General features: G+C 63.8%; 14 protein-coding genes. 6 read left to right on the top strand and 8 right to left on the bottom strand.

The annotated features are described in order from the left end of the window. The first annotated feature begins 57 nt into the window (after nucleotides 1–57). Nucleotides 58–2,406, top strand: a complete 2,349-nt coding sequence (gene fecA / locus ACL9RJ_RS09730) for a TonB-dependent Fe(3+) dicitrate receptor FecA (protein WP_422765183.1) — start codon at nucleotides 58–60, stop codon at nucleotides 2,404–2,406. 68 nt (nucleotides 2,407–2,474) lie between these two features. Here the strand turns inward: fecA and ACL9RJ_RS09735 are convergent, their stop codons facing one another. Together ACL9RJ_RS09735 and ACL9RJ_RS09740 are read right to left on the bottom strand one after the other, a co-directional pair. Beyond that, nucleotides 2,475–2,888 (bottom strand): HPF/RaiA family ribosome-associated protein, encoded by a 414-nt coding sequence (locus ACL9RJ_RS09735; RefSeq protein ID WP_017126464.1) that lies wholly within the window; start codon nucleotides 2,886–2,888, stop codon nucleotides 2,475–2,477. A 290-nt stretch (nucleotides 2,889–3,178) separates the two neighbouring features. After that, nucleotides 3,179–4,378: a benzoate/H(+) symporter BenE family transporter gene (locus ACL9RJ_RS09740; RefSeq protein ID WP_017126465.1), complete on the bottom strand. Its 1,200-nt coding sequence runs from the start codon at nucleotides 4,376–4,378 to the stop codon at nucleotides 3,179–3,181. Between the two features lie 173 nt (nucleotides 4,379–4,551). Between ACL9RJ_RS09740 and ACL9RJ_RS09745 the strand changes: the two genes are divergently transcribed. Both ACL9RJ_RS09745 and ACL9RJ_RS09750 read left to right on the top strand, forming a co-directional pair. Further along, nucleotides 4,552–5,940 (top strand): PLP-dependent aminotransferase family protein, encoded by a 1,389-nt coding sequence (locus tag ACL9RJ_RS09745; protein ID WP_177108626.1) that lies wholly within the window; start codon nucleotides 4,552–4,554, stop codon nucleotides 5,938–5,940. A gap of 157 nt (nucleotides 5,941–6,097) precedes the next feature. Beyond that, on the top strand, nucleotides 6,098–6,427 hold the full coding sequence (locus tag ACL9RJ_RS09750; protein ID WP_017126467.1) for a DUF3509 domain-containing protein: 330 nt from the start codon (nucleotides 6,098–6,100) through the stop codon (nucleotides 6,425–6,427). Here ACL9RJ_RS09750 and ACL9RJ_RS09755 read toward each other — a convergent pair. Both ACL9RJ_RS09755 and ACL9RJ_RS09760 read right to left on the bottom strand, forming a co-directional pair. Continuing rightward, nucleotides 6,424–7,623 carry a DUF1501 domain-containing protein gene (locus ACL9RJ_RS09755; protein WP_177119602.1) on the bottom strand — a complete coding sequence of 400 codons (1,200 nt, stop codon included), beginning with the start codon at nucleotides 7,621–7,623 and terminating at the stop codon, nucleotides 6,424–6,426. The genes ACL9RJ_RS09750 and ACL9RJ_RS09755 overlap by 4 nt on opposite strands. 31 nt (nucleotides 7,624–7,654) lie before the next feature. Next, nucleotides 7,655–9,184, bottom strand: coding sequence for a DUF1800 domain-containing protein (locus tag ACL9RJ_RS09760; protein WP_422765184.1), 1,530 nt, complete (start codon nucleotides 9,182–9,184; stop codon nucleotides 7,655–7,657). A 255-nt stretch (nucleotides 9,185–9,439) separates the two neighbouring features. Between ACL9RJ_RS09760 and ACL9RJ_RS09765 the strand changes: the two genes are divergently transcribed. Continuing rightward, nucleotides 9,440–9,781, top strand: coding sequence for a YXWGXW repeat-containing protein (locus ACL9RJ_RS09765; RefSeq protein WP_017126470.1), 342 nt, complete (start codon nucleotides 9,440–9,442; stop codon nucleotides 9,779–9,781). A 49-nt stretch (nucleotides 9,782–9,830) separates the two neighbouring features. Here ACL9RJ_RS09765 and ACL9RJ_RS09770 read toward each other — a convergent pair whose 3' ends face one another. After that, nucleotides 9,831–10,331, bottom strand: coding sequence for a phosphate-starvation-inducible protein PsiE (locus tag ACL9RJ_RS09770; protein ID WP_017126471.1), 501 nt, complete (start codon nucleotides 10,329–10,331; stop codon nucleotides 9,831–9,833). A 369-nt stretch (nucleotides 10,332–10,700) separates the two neighbouring features. Between ACL9RJ_RS09770 and ACL9RJ_RS09775 the strand changes: the two genes are divergently transcribed. After that, entirely contained in the window at nucleotides 10,701–10,964 is a 264-nt protein-coding gene (locus ACL9RJ_RS09775; RefSeq protein WP_017126473.1) for a YebG family protein, read from the top strand. A gap of 103 nt (nucleotides 10,965–11,067) precedes the next feature. Here the strand turns inward: ACL9RJ_RS09775 and ACL9RJ_RS09780 are convergent, their stop codons facing one another. Beyond that, nucleotides 11,068–12,087: a Leu/Phe/Val dehydrogenase gene (locus ACL9RJ_RS09780; RefSeq protein ID WP_042935419.1), complete on the bottom strand. Its 1,020-nt coding sequence runs from the start codon at nucleotides 12,085–12,087 to the stop codon at nucleotides 11,068–11,070. Nucleotides 12,088–12,268: 181 nt separating this feature from the next. Here ACL9RJ_RS09780 and ACL9RJ_RS09785 point away from each other — a divergent pair, with 181 nt between their 5' ends. Then, nucleotides 12,269–13,072, top strand: coding sequence for a SirB1 family protein (locus ACL9RJ_RS09785; RefSeq protein WP_017126475.1), 804 nt, complete (start codon nucleotides 12,269–12,271; stop codon nucleotides 13,070–13,072). Here the strand turns inward: ACL9RJ_RS09785 and ACL9RJ_RS09790 are convergent. Both ACL9RJ_RS09790 and maiA read right to left on the bottom strand, forming a co-directional pair. Then, complete coding sequence (locus ACL9RJ_RS09790; RefSeq protein WP_017126476.1) at nucleotides 13,069–14,424, bottom strand: MFS transporter; 1,356 nt, start codon at nucleotides 14,422–14,424, stop codon at nucleotides 13,069–13,071. The genes ACL9RJ_RS09785 and ACL9RJ_RS09790 overlap by 4 nt on opposite strands. A 119-nt stretch (nucleotides 14,425–14,543) precedes the next feature. After that, nucleotides 14,544–15,182 carry a maleylacetoacetate isomerase gene (gene maiA / locus ACL9RJ_RS09795; protein WP_422765185.1) on the bottom strand — a complete coding sequence of 213 codons (639 nt, stop codon included), beginning with the start codon at nucleotides 15,180–15,182 and terminating at the stop codon, nucleotides 14,544–14,546. Nucleotides 15,183–15,194: the final 12 nt, after the last annotated feature.

Genomic DNA, 15,194 nt, shown 5'->3' on the forward strand with positions numbered 1-15,194 from the left:
GTCTCGCGTGACAGAGAAGGAAAGCCACCTTGATTCCACCTTCTCAGGATCACCGACATGCCCTCTCAGCCGTCCCGCCTCACGCCCCTCGCCCGCTCAGTGCGTCACCTGCTGCTGGGCGCCAGCCTGAGCTTCGCCGCCCTGGCCCAGGCCGACGAGGCCCGGCATTACCAGATCGCCCCGACCTCCCTGGAAAACGCCCTCAACCAGTTTGGGCGCCAGGCCGGCGTGCTGATCTCCTTCGGCTCCCAGGTCACCGGTACCCTGCAGAGCCATGGCCTGGACGGCAACTACAGCACCGCCGAAGGGCTCGACGCGCTGCTCGAAGGCACCGGCCTGCGGGCCCGTGACGAAGGCAACAACGCCTTCAGCCTGCAACCGCTGCCGCCTGCCGCCGACAAGGCCCCGCTGGAGCTCGGCGCCTCGACCGTGGTCGGCGACTGGCTCGGCGCCGCCGAACAGACCAACGTCTTCGAACATCCCGGTGCCCGCGACGTGATCCGCCGCGAAGAATTCGAACGCCAGGGCGCCACCCAGGCCCGCGATGTACTCAACCGCATCCCCGGCGTCAATGCCCCGGAAAACAACGGCACCGGCAGCCATGATATGGCACTGAACTTCGGTATCCGTGGCCTCAATCCCCGCCTGGCTTCGCGCTCGACCGTGCTGATGGACGGCATCCCGGTGCCGTTCGCCCCTTATGGCCAGCCGCAGCTGTCGTTCGCCCCGATCAGCATGGGCAACATGGACGCGGTGGACGTGGTGCGCGGCGGCGGTGCCGTGCGGTATGGCCCGCAGAACGTCGGGGGCATCGTCAACTTCGTGACCCGCGCCATTCCCGATGCGCCGACGGTCAAGGGCGGCTTCCAGACCGAAGTCAGCCCATCGTCCAGCCAGGACGGCTTCAAGCGCACCGGCAACCTGCTGGCCGGCGGCACCGCCGACAACGGCCTGGGTGGCGCCCTGCTGTACTCCGGCACCCGTGGCGGCGACTGGCGCGAACACAGCGACACCGAGATCGACGATCTGATCCTCAAGGGCAAGTACCAGCTCGACGACGCCAACAGCTTCAATGCCATGGCCCAGTACTACGAGGGCCAGGCCGATATGCCCGGCGGCCTGAGTACCGCGGACTACGCGGCCGACCCGTACCAGTCGATCCGCCGGAAGGACAGCTTCTGGGGCCGCCGGACCCTGTTCAATGTCGGTTATCGCTACCAGGAGGATCGCCGCGAATTCACCGTCAACAGCTTCTTTACCAAGACCCTGCGCAGCGGTTACCTGGACCAGGGCACGTTCCTCTCGCTGTCGCCCCGCGAATACTGGGTACGCGGGCTGGAAACCCGTTTCAGCCAGGGCTTCGACCTCGGCGACACCGTGCATGAACTGGGCGTCGGCTACCGCTATATCAACGAAGCCGGGCACGAACTGCGTTATCGCACCCCGCTGGCTGCCAACCAGGTGTTCCCGACCACCGACAGCCGCAACGACCGCGACACCCGTGGCGCCACCGAAGCCAACGCCTTCTTCATCGACGACCGGATCGATATCGGCAAGTGGACCTTCACCCCGGGCATCCGCTACGAAATGATCGAATCGCAGCAGACCGACAAGCTCCTCAAGCAGCAGTACAAGGGCAACTACAACACCGCCCTGCCCGCCCTGAACGTGATGTATCACCTGAACGAAAGCTGGAATCTCTACGCCAATACCGAAGGCTCCTTCGGCAGCGTGCAGTACAGCCAGATGCAGAAACGCGTGGCCGGCGGCGAAGTGAAGCCGGAAAAGGCCCGCACCTGGGAACTGGGCACCCGCTATGACAACGGCAACCTGCGGGCGGAGATCGGCGCGTTCCTGATCAACTTCGACAACCAGTACGAGAGCAACCAGACCAACGACACGGTGATCGCCCGCGGCGAAACCCGGCACCAGGGCATCGAGACCAGCGTCAACTATGCCCTGGACGGCCTGAGCCCGGCACTGGCGGGCTTCGATGTCTACGCCACCTATGCCTATGTCGATGCGACCATTCGCGAAGACGGCCCCAACAAGGGCAATCGCGTACCGTTTTCCTCGAAGCACAAGGGCACGCTGGGAGTCGGTTACACCGAAGGCCACTGGAAGCTGAACCTGGACAGCAGCTACCAGAGCAGCCAATTCGCCGACAACGCCAATACCTCGGCCGAGACTGCCGACGGCAGCAACGGGCGCATCCCCGGCTACATGCTGTTCAGCAGCCGCGCGGCCTATGATTTCGGCCCGCAACTGTCGGACCTGAATGTCGCGGTGGGCGTGAAGAACATCTTCAACCACCAGTACTTCACCCGCTCGTTCGAAGACAACAACAAGGGCAAGTACGTGGGTGAGCCGCGCACGGTGTACCTGCAGACATCCGTGGCCTTCTGAGCGCCCTGATCAGCACGCAAAAAAAACGGGCCTGCAATGCGGGCCCGTGGTTCCTTCAGCGCTGACGATCAGCCATTGGCGGCCAGGCGTACGCGCTCTTTTTCTTCAAACTCTTCTTCCAGCAGAGCGTCCCCCAGGTCGCGGCGCTCGCCTTTGATGATCGCCGCGCGTTTGGCTTGCAGCTTGCCAAACAGATGTTCCAGCGCATGTTCCAGCTTGATGGCCGCCCCATCGATCGCCTGTTCCAGCGTATCGGCTTTATGGGTGACCGAAATCGGTTGATGGTTTTTTGGCCGCGCCTCCATCTGGCAGCGCATATCGTGCGGACCCGGCTTGTCGCCGTTCTCGTCCTTCAGGTGAATTTCGACCCGTGTCAGGTCTTCTTCATAACGTTCGAGCGCGCTCTCAACAGTTGTGCGGACCCACTCCTCCAGTCGAATGCTGCTTTGAATATGGTTATCACTATTGACTTGGATTTGCATAGTTATTCCCTTATTTCAGCTAGCTCGCAAGAGTCTCGTCACACCGCTGGGAGGCGGTGCAAAACGTGACCTCTTGCTTACAGAGTTGGGCAGCTGAAAAAACAATTCAAGCCTTTTTGAAAGATAAATTTTTCCGACGAAAAAAGCCGGACAAGCAGCAAAAGCACTGGTAAGGTCGGGAGTTGGGTCGGGGTGCTTTGTTGTCATTTTCTGATACAACCCTGCCAGAAAAGGCGAGCTGCGCGCTCGCCGCAAGCCTTTCCCGAACCGGACTTCCCTGCCTGTCCCGATCAGTGGTTGCCCTGCCCCGCCGGCACCTGGCGTTCGCGGGTGTAGCTCAGGACAAAATGCGCCACCAGGCCGAAGATCAACCCCCAGAACGCCGCCGCCAATCCCAGGTAACTCATGCCCGACGCCGTCACCAGAAAGGTGATCAGCGCCGCTTCGCGCTGTTTCTCGTCGGCCATCGCCCCGCTCAACCCGGCACTGATCGCGCCGAACAGGGCCAACCCGGCGAGTGAGGCGATCAGCTCCTTGGGCAAGGCGCTGAACACCGAGGCCAGCGTCGCGCCGAAGGTGCCCATGAGGATGTAGAACACCCCGCAGGCGATCCCCGCGATATAGCGCTTGTCACGGTTCTCGTGGGCCTCGCGACCGGTGCAGATCGCCGCCGTGATCGCCGCCAGGTTCAGGCCATGGGCACCAAAGGGCGCCAGCAGCAGCGAACCGATGGCCGTCAGGGAAATGATCGGCCGGGCCGGATTCAGGTATCCCGCCGTGCGCAGGACCGCCATGCCGGGCACGTACTGCCCGGTCAGGGTGACCAGGGCCAGGGGCAGGCCGATATTGATGATCGCGTGCCAGCTCCACTGCGGCGCGGTGAAGATCGGCTGCGCCACCGCGACGGTGATCGCCGATGCCTGGAACTCGCCCATGGACGCCGCGAAGCCGCAGCCGACCAGCAGCACCGCGAGAATCGCGTAGCGTGGCGAGAAGCGCTTGAAGACCAGGTAGGCCGCGATCATCGACAGCACCAGCGCCGGCTGCACACGGATCGAAGTGAAAAGCTCGGCGCCGAAGCGAAACAGGATCCCCGCCAGCATCGCCGCCGCAATCGCCCTGGGCAGGCGATTCATCAGCTTGTCGAAGGCTCCGGACAACCCCACCACGACGATGATCAGCGAGGCCACCAGGTAGGCGCCGATGGCTTCGGCGAAGGACACCGTCGGCAGCATCGACACCAGCAGCGCCGCCCCTGGCGTCGACCAGGCGGTGATCACCGGAATCCGCAGGCGCCAGCTCAGCAGCAGGCCGGTCACGCCACTGCCGATGGAAATCGCCCAGATCCACGACGACACCTGGTCATTCGACAGGTGCGCCTGGGACGCCGCCTGGAACACGATGATCAGCGGTCCGGCATAGGAGATGATCACCGCGATAAAGCCGGCGATAACCGCCGATAACGAAAAATCCTTGCTGAGGCTGCTCATGGCATCGGGGCCCGTAGAGAAAAGGAGGGAAAGGCATTGATTCGATTGAATCGAAGAACTATCAGTCTATTCTGAATAATTGATTCGATTCAATAGACTCAATCCAATTTATTGTTTCGCCCCTGTGATAAGCTCCCCCGGTCCTCAATTTCCCTGATCGGCAGCCAATACGCATGTGGGTTCCTCAACTCGGCGACTTCAATCAACCTGTGTACCTGTCCATCGCCGATGCCCTGGCGCGGGATATCGCCAGCACCAGGCTGCGCGCCGGCGATCGCCTGCCGACCTTGCGCGAGCTGGCCCAGGCCCTGGACGTCACCCCCGGGACCATCAGCCGCGCCTACAGCGAAGCCCAGCGGCGCAGGCTGGTGCAGGGCGAAGTGGGGCGTGGCACCTACGTCCTCGAACAGAACCCGTCGACGCCCTCCCGCCCGCCCTCCCCGGCGCTGCTGAGCGGCGGCCCCGGCGACCTGCTCGACCTGTCGATCATCAAGCCCCATGGCGACACCCTCGAACACGGCCTGCGCGATGCCCTGGTGACCCTGGCCAACGACCCGGACTTCACCCGTGCCCTGGACTACGCCCCCGACGGCGGCCATCCGGCCCATCGCGAAGCCGGTGCGCAGTGGTTGCGTCATGCGCTGCCCGACGCCCGCTGGCAGCAAGTGGTGATCACCGCTGGCGCCCAGCATGGCCTGATGGTGGCGATCAGCGCCCTGAGCAACAGCGGCGACCTGGTGCTCTGCGAGTCGCTCTGCTACCCCGGCATCATCTCCCTGGCCCACGGCCTGGAGCGGCGCCTGGGCGGCATCGAGATGGACGAGGAAGGGATCATTCCCGAAGCCCTGCGCGAACGCTGTCGCCAGGAAAAACCGGCGCTGCTGATCTGCGTCGCCACCTGCCAGAACCCGACCACGGCGATCATGTCGGCCAGGCGTCGGGCGCAGATCGCCGCGATTGCCGAGGAATTCGACTTCATCATCGTCGATGACGACATCTACGGCTTCCTCGCCACCGACCCGGACATCCGGCCGCTGTCCAGCCATGCCCCGGAGCGTTCGGTGTACCTGACCAGCCTGTCGAAGGCAGTGATGCCGGCCCTGCGCATCGGCTATCTGTACAGCCCGCCGAAACTGCTCTCGCGGTTGACATCCATGGTCCGCAGCAGCATCTGGATGCCCTCGCCGCTCACCGCGCAACTGGCCAGCACGGTACTTGCCGAGGGCCTGGACACCCAGCTGGTGCAGGTCCAGCGCCAGGAGGCGGCAGCTCGCCAGGCCATCGCCGCCGAAGTCTTCCGCGGTTTGCAGATCAGCGCCCAGCCCCACGGCTACCATCTCTGGCTGACCCTGCCGGAACCCTGGAGCGGCGACGAGTTCACCCTGCTGGCCCGGGCCAATGGCGTGCTGGTGCTCAGCGGCACCCAGTTCCAGGCCGAGCGCAGCAGCCCGACCCGCAGCGTGCGTATCGTGCTGATGTCGCCCACCAGCCGCGAAGAACTGCGCTTCGCCCTGACCAAGCTGGCCAGCCTGATCGACTCTGATCCACGTCGTTACTACTGAACGGTCGTCCAACCGGCACAGGGCTTGCTAAGTCATTGATGAGGTCCTGCCCCGGCATGAGGCCAGGGCAGTCGACCTGCCAGTGGTCCGGAATAGCGAACCAATCCGGATACCGACCAGTCAATGACTGCATGTTTCGATCAGAGCGGTGAAGACCATGGATAATCCCTTTCAGTTGATCAACGACGCCTTCCAGCCCGAGTACCGGGTCAACCTGAGCCTGCAACGCCTGGATGGCAGCATCATGCTCACTTTGTCCAATGCCGGCGGGGTCGTCGCCAAACGGATGATCAGCGCCGCGCAACGCAATGACCCGCAACGCCTCAAGCGCCTGATCCAGAGCGTCCAGTTCGGCATCGCCATCGAGCAGGGCCACAGCGCCCTGGATATCCTCACCGCGATGACCGACAGCGACAGCCTCAAGCTGCTGGCCCGGCCGCCCAAAGTCGCCGCACAGGGCCGCAGCTATCTGGCCAATGGCCTCTAGAGCAACTGCAACCCATTGGGGCGCGCGCCGGGGAAAACGGTCTGAAGTTGCGCACCGGACAGACCCCAGCCGCGCCCGAGCACACCGCCGAGCACATCACGATAATTGTTGAGCACCGGATAATCGCGGTTCTGCAGCAGGCCGGCGGCATTCACCGCGACCTGCTCGCCGGCGATCCGTCCGCCCTGCACGCTGCCGCCCAGCACCCAATACACCGTGCCATGCCCATGGTCGGTGCCGCGGTTGCCGTTCTCGCGAAAGGTCCGACCGAACTCGGAAACCACCACCACCGTGGTGTTTTTCCATTGGTCGCCCATGGCCTCGGCGAAGGCCGCCAGGCCCTGTCCGAGATTGGCGAGGTTATTCGACAACTGCCCGCGAACAGCCCCCTGGTTGACGTGGGTGTCCCACCCGCCGACATCGACGAAGCCCAGGCGATACTGCTCGCGCATCAAGGTGGCGATGCGTCGGGTCTCCACCTCGAAGTTCTTCGCCGTCGGTGCGCCACGCCCGGCCTTGATCATCTCCTCCTGCAGATCCCTGGACACCTGCTGGCGCAACTCCAGGCCATCGGACACCGAGGCGGCCTGCGGCGTGCCCTGGTACATCGCGGCGAGGATCGCTGACTGGCGATCGTCGAACACCGGTTTGGAGACGCCCCGCAGCGACAGGTTGGGAATGTCCTTGCCACCCTGGAAGCTCAAGGGCAGTGCATCGGTAAAGGCAATCGGCGCGCTGCCCGGCACCGTCCCCGCCAGGCGCGCGAGAAAGCCCGAACCGTAATGACCGTGCTGCCCGCCGGGCAGGCCCGCTTCGATATTGTCCTGGGTTTCGAAGTGACTGCGAGACAGGTCATCGGTCCCGGCAAAGGGGATAAAGGCAATCTGCTTGCGCTGCCACAACGGATAGAGCGAATCGCGCAGGACGGGGTTCAGACCCCAGTGGGCATCGAGGGCAATGGCACTGTCGATGTTGTGCGGATCGGGCCGGGCAATCGCCAGGGTCGGGCGCGACTCGTAATAGAAATCGCTGGCGTACGGCACCAGCAGGTTGTTGCAGTCGTAGCCACCGCGCAGGAACACCATCAGGAAACGAGGCGCCGATGCGGGTGCGGCGAACAGCTTCCCGGAAAACGACAAGCCCGGCAGGGTTGTCGCGGCCACCGCGCAAGCTTGGAGAAAGTCTCGACGATTCATCACGGCACCTTGTGTTGGCTAATGCGCAGGGTTAACGGTTGTTGAAGTCCGGCGAGGACAGCAGAAAGGTGTTCCACTCCTGGGGCGACCTGGCCTGGTTCAGCGCCGCCATCGTCGCCGCCGACAGATGAGGGCCGATCGCGTCGTAGTACAGCGGCGTGGTGATCAACGGAAAACCGCCACCGACCTGCTGGCTGCCTTCGGCGGTGAACAGGCGGTTGTTGCCCGCGCCGATGGCCCGGGCGATTTCGAAGCGCCTGGACATCTGCCCGGAGCTGGCACAGCCGGCGGCATCCAGCGGCCAGCCATCCGGGGTCTGGCGACCGAACAGCGGCTCGCCCAGCTGGTTCAGCCAGTTGAGCAGCGGACGCGGGTTGGCGATCGGCTTGCCGTCATAGGCCAGGCGCACGGCCGAGACCACGAACTGCATCGGGTCCTTGAACTTCCTGCCGGCGCTTTGCAGCAGTTCCGGAGACTCGAACAACGTGCGCATGACCTGGGCGATATCGCCGTCGGTGCGCTGGAAGGTCAGCGCCATGCGATCCACCAGCGCCTGGGGCGGCTGATCGGCGACAAAGTACTCGGCCAACTTGCGGGAAATGAACCGGGCGCAGGCTGGCTGGCGGGTGATCAACTCGACGGCACGGGTGATCTCGTCAAAGCCGCTGCCCGGGATCGACTGCCCCAACAACACCTTGTCGCTGAAGTCGTGACGCTTGGGATTGAACTCGAACATACCGTCACGCACCACCTGGGCGGCCACCCGCGGCCCGAACTTCTGCTGGCGACCGTCCATCGGCAGGACGCCCGCGCCGGTCAGGATCAGGGCCAGTTGCTGGACGTCCTGCTGGGTGTAACCGGAACCCACGCCCAGGGTGTGCAACTCCATCAATTCACGGGCGTAGTTTTCATTGACCTTGCCCCTGGCGTTTTGCGCATTGTCAAGGTACTCCAGCATGGCCGGGCTTTTCAGCGTGGCCAGCACCAGATCCTTGAACTTGCCCAGGGCGTGCGGGCGGATCGTCCGCTCCTCGTAGTCCGCCGCCATCAGGCGCACCGCGCCCTTGCCGGAAAAGACGCTGAAGTGGTTGAGCCAGAACCACACCAGCTGTTCCTTGAGCTGGTTGCTGCCATACACCGCCCGCAACAGGACGATCTGCCGCGCCTGGTCGGCGGCATCATTGGCTTGCTGCTGCATGGCCTTTTTCGCCGCCACCTGGGCGTCGCCCTCGGGCATCGACTTGAGCTGTTCCTGGGACTGCCTGAACGCCAGCAGGGTCGCCTGCAACGGGTTCGCCAGGATCGGATAGCTGCGCAACTGGGCGTCGATGGACGCCGGCAACGGCTCGCGGATGCGATCGCTCAGTTGCGCCTGCAGCAACCCGGCCCGTCCCATCGCCCGAAAGCGCGCGACATTCGCCGCATCCAGGTCGAAACCGTCACGCCGCAGCCAGGCCGAATCGGTGGGAGCGAGGGGCTCGGCCATGGCCGGCACGGGAAGGCACAGGCCCACGCAGAGGGACAGACAAAAAGGTCGCAGGACGGCACGAACAAGCGGCATGCAAAAGGCTTCCTGGCTAAGGGAAAAAACGTCATCCACCACGATGCCAGTGTCTACCCGATCGCCTGTCCGGATGCTGACAGACCCTCACCTTGCCGCGTGCCGACAGACGGTGTCACGCCGAACGGAAAAAGCCTGCGGCTTCAGGCAATGGACAGACACAGGCTGTTACAAACAAGCATAGCCGGTCACTTGTGACGGCCCTGTCGTTCAACAAGAAACACGTCATGTCCGGGACACCCCCGAGGAGGTCTGATGTTTTTTCGTTATGCCGCATTGGCTGCCGTCGTCGTCGCCGCATCGGGCTGCGTGCAGGAGCGGGTGGTGCACGAGCGCCCGGTGATCGTCGAGCGTCCGGGACCGCGTTACGTCGAGGTGGTGGCGCCACAACCACCGCCACAGGAAATCATCGAAGTGGAACCGGCCTACCGGCCCGGCTTTGTCTGGGCCCGTGGCTACTGGCACTGGGACGGTCGCCGTTACGTGGCGATGCACGGGCACTGGGAACCCGTGCGCCCGGGCTACCGCTATGTGCACCCGCACTGGGAACGGCTGGGCGATGGCTGGCATCTGCGGGCGGGGGTGTGGGTCAACTGAATCGTTGACCGATCGTTCCCACGCGCCGCGTGGGAACGATCGGCAGGGCTCAGATTTCGCCCTTCTCCACTTCCGGATGCTCGCTGGAGCCTTCGCCGGTCTTGCGCTGTGGGTGTTCGATCTTCACCGACGGGAACTGCGACGAGGCATAGCGCACCACCAGGATCGCGAACGCCAGCAGCAGGATCGCCCCGGACAGGTAGACCACGCCCATGTCCGGAGGATTGTGGTGCGACACATTGGAGATCAGCAGCCGGGTCAGCGCGGTGATCGCCACGTAGATCAGGAAGCGCACCGGCATGTGGTTGGTCTTGAAATAGATCCCGACCATCGCCCCCAGTTCGAGGTAGATGAACAGCAAGAGGATGTCGTCGATCTTGATGTGACCCTCTTCGATCATCACCAGGAACTCCATCACCGCCGCCCAGGCCGTGACCCCACCGATGGCGAACAGCGCCAGGTAATGGAAGGACTCGACGAACAGGTTACCCAGGGACTCGGCCACCTGGTGCACGTTTTGCCGCAGTTGCTCGGCCCAATTGATTTTCACGGTGCACGTCCTTAGATCGGTTCGATCGGATGATGCGGGTTGAAGGTGACTGTTTCACTGCATGCCGCGGCTTCCTGCTGCAGGCGACGACATGCATGCAGAAAAAAGGCCAGAAGCCTGGATGAGATGGTGGGCATATGTTTCAAGACACGTTGGACTTTGCCTGTGCCGGCCCTTTCGCTGGCAAGCCCGCTTCCACAGGCAGGGGCTGCCCTTGAAAGCGGCGCTTCGATTGCCCTGACAAACCTCGAAACCCGGCTACATTAAAAAGCCACTACCCAAACCCTGGGGATTCGCTTATTCTTTATGCTGTATATAAATACAGTAATCGCAAAAGACAATTTATCGTGAAGGCATATGAGGTGGTAAATGGCCGTCGAAGTGGTATACCGCAGCAGCCGAGATCTGGAGCGCCTGTTCATGGATAAAGCCGAAGCTGATCGTCATGACAAGATGCTCGAACTGGCCGAGTTGCTGGCTGAAGTCCTGCAGAAAGCCGTGCCCTCGCTGAGCGAGCAGCAGGTGGAAGAAGCCGGTATCTACATGGCGAAGAATCGCGATGTGTTTGCCAAGGCCTTCAAGAGCCAGCCGGATGCCCTGGCCGAGCTGCTTTCGGCCGACCCCGCCGAGTAATACACCGCGCTCTGCCCTGTGGAAGCCGGCTTGCTGGCGACGACGTCCTTCGGGACGGCACCAGACTGGCCGGCCTCATCGCCGGCACGCGGCTCCCACCGGCTCAACGGTACAGCAGTCGCTCCGCGAGCTCGTCCGCGACCCGCGCCGGCGAGCGTTTTTCCGCCTGGGCATGGGCAAAGACTTCGGTCAGGCGCGTGCCGATCCGCGACAGGTGCGCCGTGATGTTCGGCAGTTCCTCGCCCCGGTGCTTGAGCGCCACATAGATCAGGCCACCGGAGTTGATCACGTAGTCCGGTGCGTAGAGGATCCCGCGCTTTTCCAACTGGTCGGCGACACTCAGGCTGGTCAGCTGGGTATTGGCGGAACCGGCGACCGCCGCGCAACGCAGTTGCATCACGCTCTGGCTGGTCAGGACATTGCCCAGGCCGCAGGGGGCAAAGATGTCGCAGGGCGTGCTGATCAACGCCTCGGTGGCCACCGGGTGCGCGCCGAACTGTGCCATCGCCAGTTGCACCTTGCCCTGGTCATTGTCGCTCACCAGCAGTTCCGCCCCCGCCGCGTGCAACTGCTCGGCCAGGGCATAACCGACATTGCCCAGGCCCTGCACCGCCACCCGCAGCCCCTCGAGATTGTCACTGCCCAGGCGCGCCATGGCGGTGGTGCGGATGCCGGCGAACACGCCCATGGCCGCATGGGGCGACGGATCGCCGGCGCTGGTGGTGCTGGTGACATGCTGGGTGTACTGGGCGATGCAATCCATGTCCGCGGTCGAGGTACCGCTGTCGACCGCGGTGATGTAGCGACCGTCGAGCTGTTCGATACAGCGACCGAACGCCTCGAACAGGGCGGCCCGGCTTTCGACATGGGGCGGCCGGATGATCACCGCCTTGCCGCCGCCCACCGGCAACCCGGCGAGAGCGGCCTTGTAGCTCATGCCCTGGGCCAGGCGAATGGCATCGATCATGGCCGTTTCATCATCGGGATAGGCAAGGTAACGACAGCCGCCCAGGGCCGGTCCCAGGCGACGGTTATGGATGGCAATCACCGCCTTCAACCCGGTCACCGGGTCGACGCTGAGGTGCAGCGATTCAAGGCGAGTGCTTTGCATGAGAGCAAACATCGAATAGCCCCCTGATCACTTCTTGTACAGCGAGTATAGGCTTCGCCGCAAAGAATGCCGAAGTACCGGGGAATAAGCCGGCGCGCGTTGCCAGGCTTTATGACATAACTCATCCGGGCTGCGAAGGCACTGGACGAAACCCCGCCGCAGGGCTAAAACGGAGCATCAGCCGGAGATTTCGATGAACCCCCGCCAAGCCTTTTTTGCCTGCCTGGAGCGCACTCCGCCCGCGGTGTTCGAAGCCGCGCTGTGGCTGGCCGCCGAGCACGATCCGAAGGTGCGGCCCGACACTCTGTTGCAGGACTTCAAGGACCTGCAGCAGCGGGTCAGCGCCGGGTTGCCGATGCTGCCGGTCAGCGAGTTGGCGCAACCGCTGCTGCGCCGCCTGAACGACCTGGGCTTCCAGCAGGATGAATTCACCCCGCTGCGTCCCCATGCCGCGTTGCTCGACAAGGTCCTGCAACGCAAGCGCGGCCAGCCGCTGGTCCTGGCGCTGATTGCGCTGGAGCTGGCCCGTTGCCTGGAGATCCCGCTGGTGGGGGTGAACTTCCCCGGACACTTCCTCCTCCGCGTGCCGGGGGCCGACCATCTGCTCGACCCTTGTGGCGGTCGCCGTCTCTATCCCAACGATTGCCGTGAACTGCTGAGTCGCCAGTACGGCCCCGGCATGCTTCTGCGCGCCGAGCATATGCAGACCGCCACGCCGGTACAGATGCTCCAGCGCCTGTCACGCAACCTGCGGCAATTGCACCTGGCCAACGATGACTTCCTGGCCGGGCTGCGGGATGCCGAGCGGGTCCTGGAACTGGGCCAGGGCAATGCCAGCGACTACCTGGCCCGTGCCAGCCTGTACCAGAAGCTGGAGTGCCCGCGGGCCGAGCGTTACGACCTGGAGCGCGCCCTGCTGCTCAGCGAAGACCCCATCCAACGTCTGCGCCTGACCGAACGACTGGGACAACTGCCGCCCAATACCGTGGTGCATTAGCCGATCCGGCACGCCTCGGGCAAGCCGGTCGCCGCGTCCTTCGGTGCACGCACCTGAACGATCAATAGCGCCGCGATCAGCGCCGGAATCGCGCAGAAAAAGAAAATCTGCTGGACCGGGATGTGCATTGCCAGCAGCAGGCTGCCGAACAGCGGGCCAAGGATCGAGCCAAAGCGACCGACACCCAGGGCCCAGCCCGCCCCGGTCGCCCGCACATGGGCCGGGTAGAAATTGCTGGTGAAGGCATTGAGCGTCAGTTGCCCGCCAATGATGCAGAAGCCGGCGGCAAACACACAAAGCACCAGCAGGCGTGGATTTTCCTGATTGAGCCCCAGCAATATCGTGCACAGCGCCGCAGCCGCCAGCACCCAGGAGAGCAGCCGCGCCTTGCTGCGCAGGCGATCGGCGAACCAGGCCAGAGCGATCGCCCCCAGGGTACCGGCGAACAGGAACATCGAGGTCACCAGATTGGCCTCATTGAGTTTCAAGCCGCCCTCCAGCAACAGGCTCGGCAGCCAACTGATCATGAAATACAGCAGGATCAGGCTGACGAAAAAAGTCGCCCAGATCAGCAACGTCGGTCGGGCATAACCGTTGCGGAACAACTCGATGACGGTAAACCGGCTGCTGCCCTGATCTTGCGGATTTGCCGTCAGGGTCGCTGTCGGCGGTTGCCAGTCCGGCAGCATGCGCCGGCTTACCCGCAACAGGCGGCTGTAGGGCGCCGGATCACGCAGCAGGCGCGACAGGGACTCGGGCAGGAACAGGTAGAGAAACGGAAACAGCAGCAACGGTGTGACACCTCCCGCGAGGAATACCGCCTGCCAGCCGAAACGATCGATAAAGCCGGCGGCGACAAAACCGCCCGCGGCGCCCCCAAGGGAAAAACCGCAGGCGGCCAGTGTCACCATCAGGGTCCGCAGGCGCGGCGCAGAATACTCGGACATCAGCGCCATCGCGCTAGGCATCGCACCGCCCATGCCGATCCCGCAGATAAAGCGCGCCGCCATCAGGCTGTCCAGCGAATGGGTGAACACCATCGACACCGTGAGGCAGGCGTAGATCAGCACGCAGCAGAGCAGTACCCGGCGCACACCCAGGCGGTCGGCCAGCGGCGTGACCAGCAACGAGCCCAGGGTCAGGCCCAGCAGGTTGGCACTGAACACCGGGCCGAAGGCCGCCTTCTCCACCCCCCAGTCCTGGGCCAATGCGGGCACCACGTAACCCAGTACCTGGGCGTCATAGCCATCGGTGACCAGCAACAGGGCGAGAAGCAGAAGGAGCAACCATTGATAGCGGGACACCGGCCGGGCGTCGAGCGCCGCGCGAAAGCTGGCAATCTGATTGTGCATCGCAAGGTACCTGATCTGTTTTTATGGTTATGCATGAAATGCGGGCAACAGCGCCTTGCACCGGCGCTCCGGTCGCCCCACGCCGGAGCGCGAGGGCGATTCAGCAGGATCGCGTCTTGCTAGGCCGGGGTATCCGGCTGGTTGGCCGGGTGGGCCTGGATAAATGCCGGGTGCTGCTGCGCCAATGCGGCAACCCGGCGAATGCGCGGATACGCCTCCAGGGAAGTCTTGAAGCGCTCGGCCGCATACAACTGCGGAATCAGGTAGACATCGGCCAGCCCTGGCTCATTGCCAAAGCAGTAGCCGATGTCGCCGATCAGTTGCTCGACGGCGGCCAGCCCCTGGCTGATCCAGTGCCCGATCCACGTCTGCACCTGCTCCTCGTCGTGCCCCCACTGGCGCAGCAGGTTGAGCACGCTGACATTGTGCAACGGATGGATGTCGCAACCGATCAGCGCCGCCACCGCCCGCTCATGGGCGCGGGTCGGCAGGTCGCGGGACAGCAGCGGCACCTGGGGATAACGCTCTTCGAGGAACTCGATGATCGCCGGCGACTGGGTCAGTACGTGACCGGTATCGGTGCGCAACGCCGGCACCCGCCCTTGCGGGTTGATCGCCAGGTACGCCGCCTGCCGGTGCTCGCCGCCACCGGCGGCAATCAGGTTGACCGGCAGCGCCTGGTAATCCAGGCCCTTGAGGGCCAGGGCGATGCGCACGCGATAGGACGAGGTCGAACGGTAATAGGTGTAAAGCTCCATGGCGGGCTCCTC

Origin of the sequence: Pseudomonas sp. Mn2068 (assembly GCF_049319725.1) — a bacterium.
Classification (GTDB): domain Bacteria; phylum Pseudomonadota; class Gammaproteobacteria; order Pseudomonadales; family Pseudomonadaceae; genus Aquipseudomonas; species Aquipseudomonas gingeri.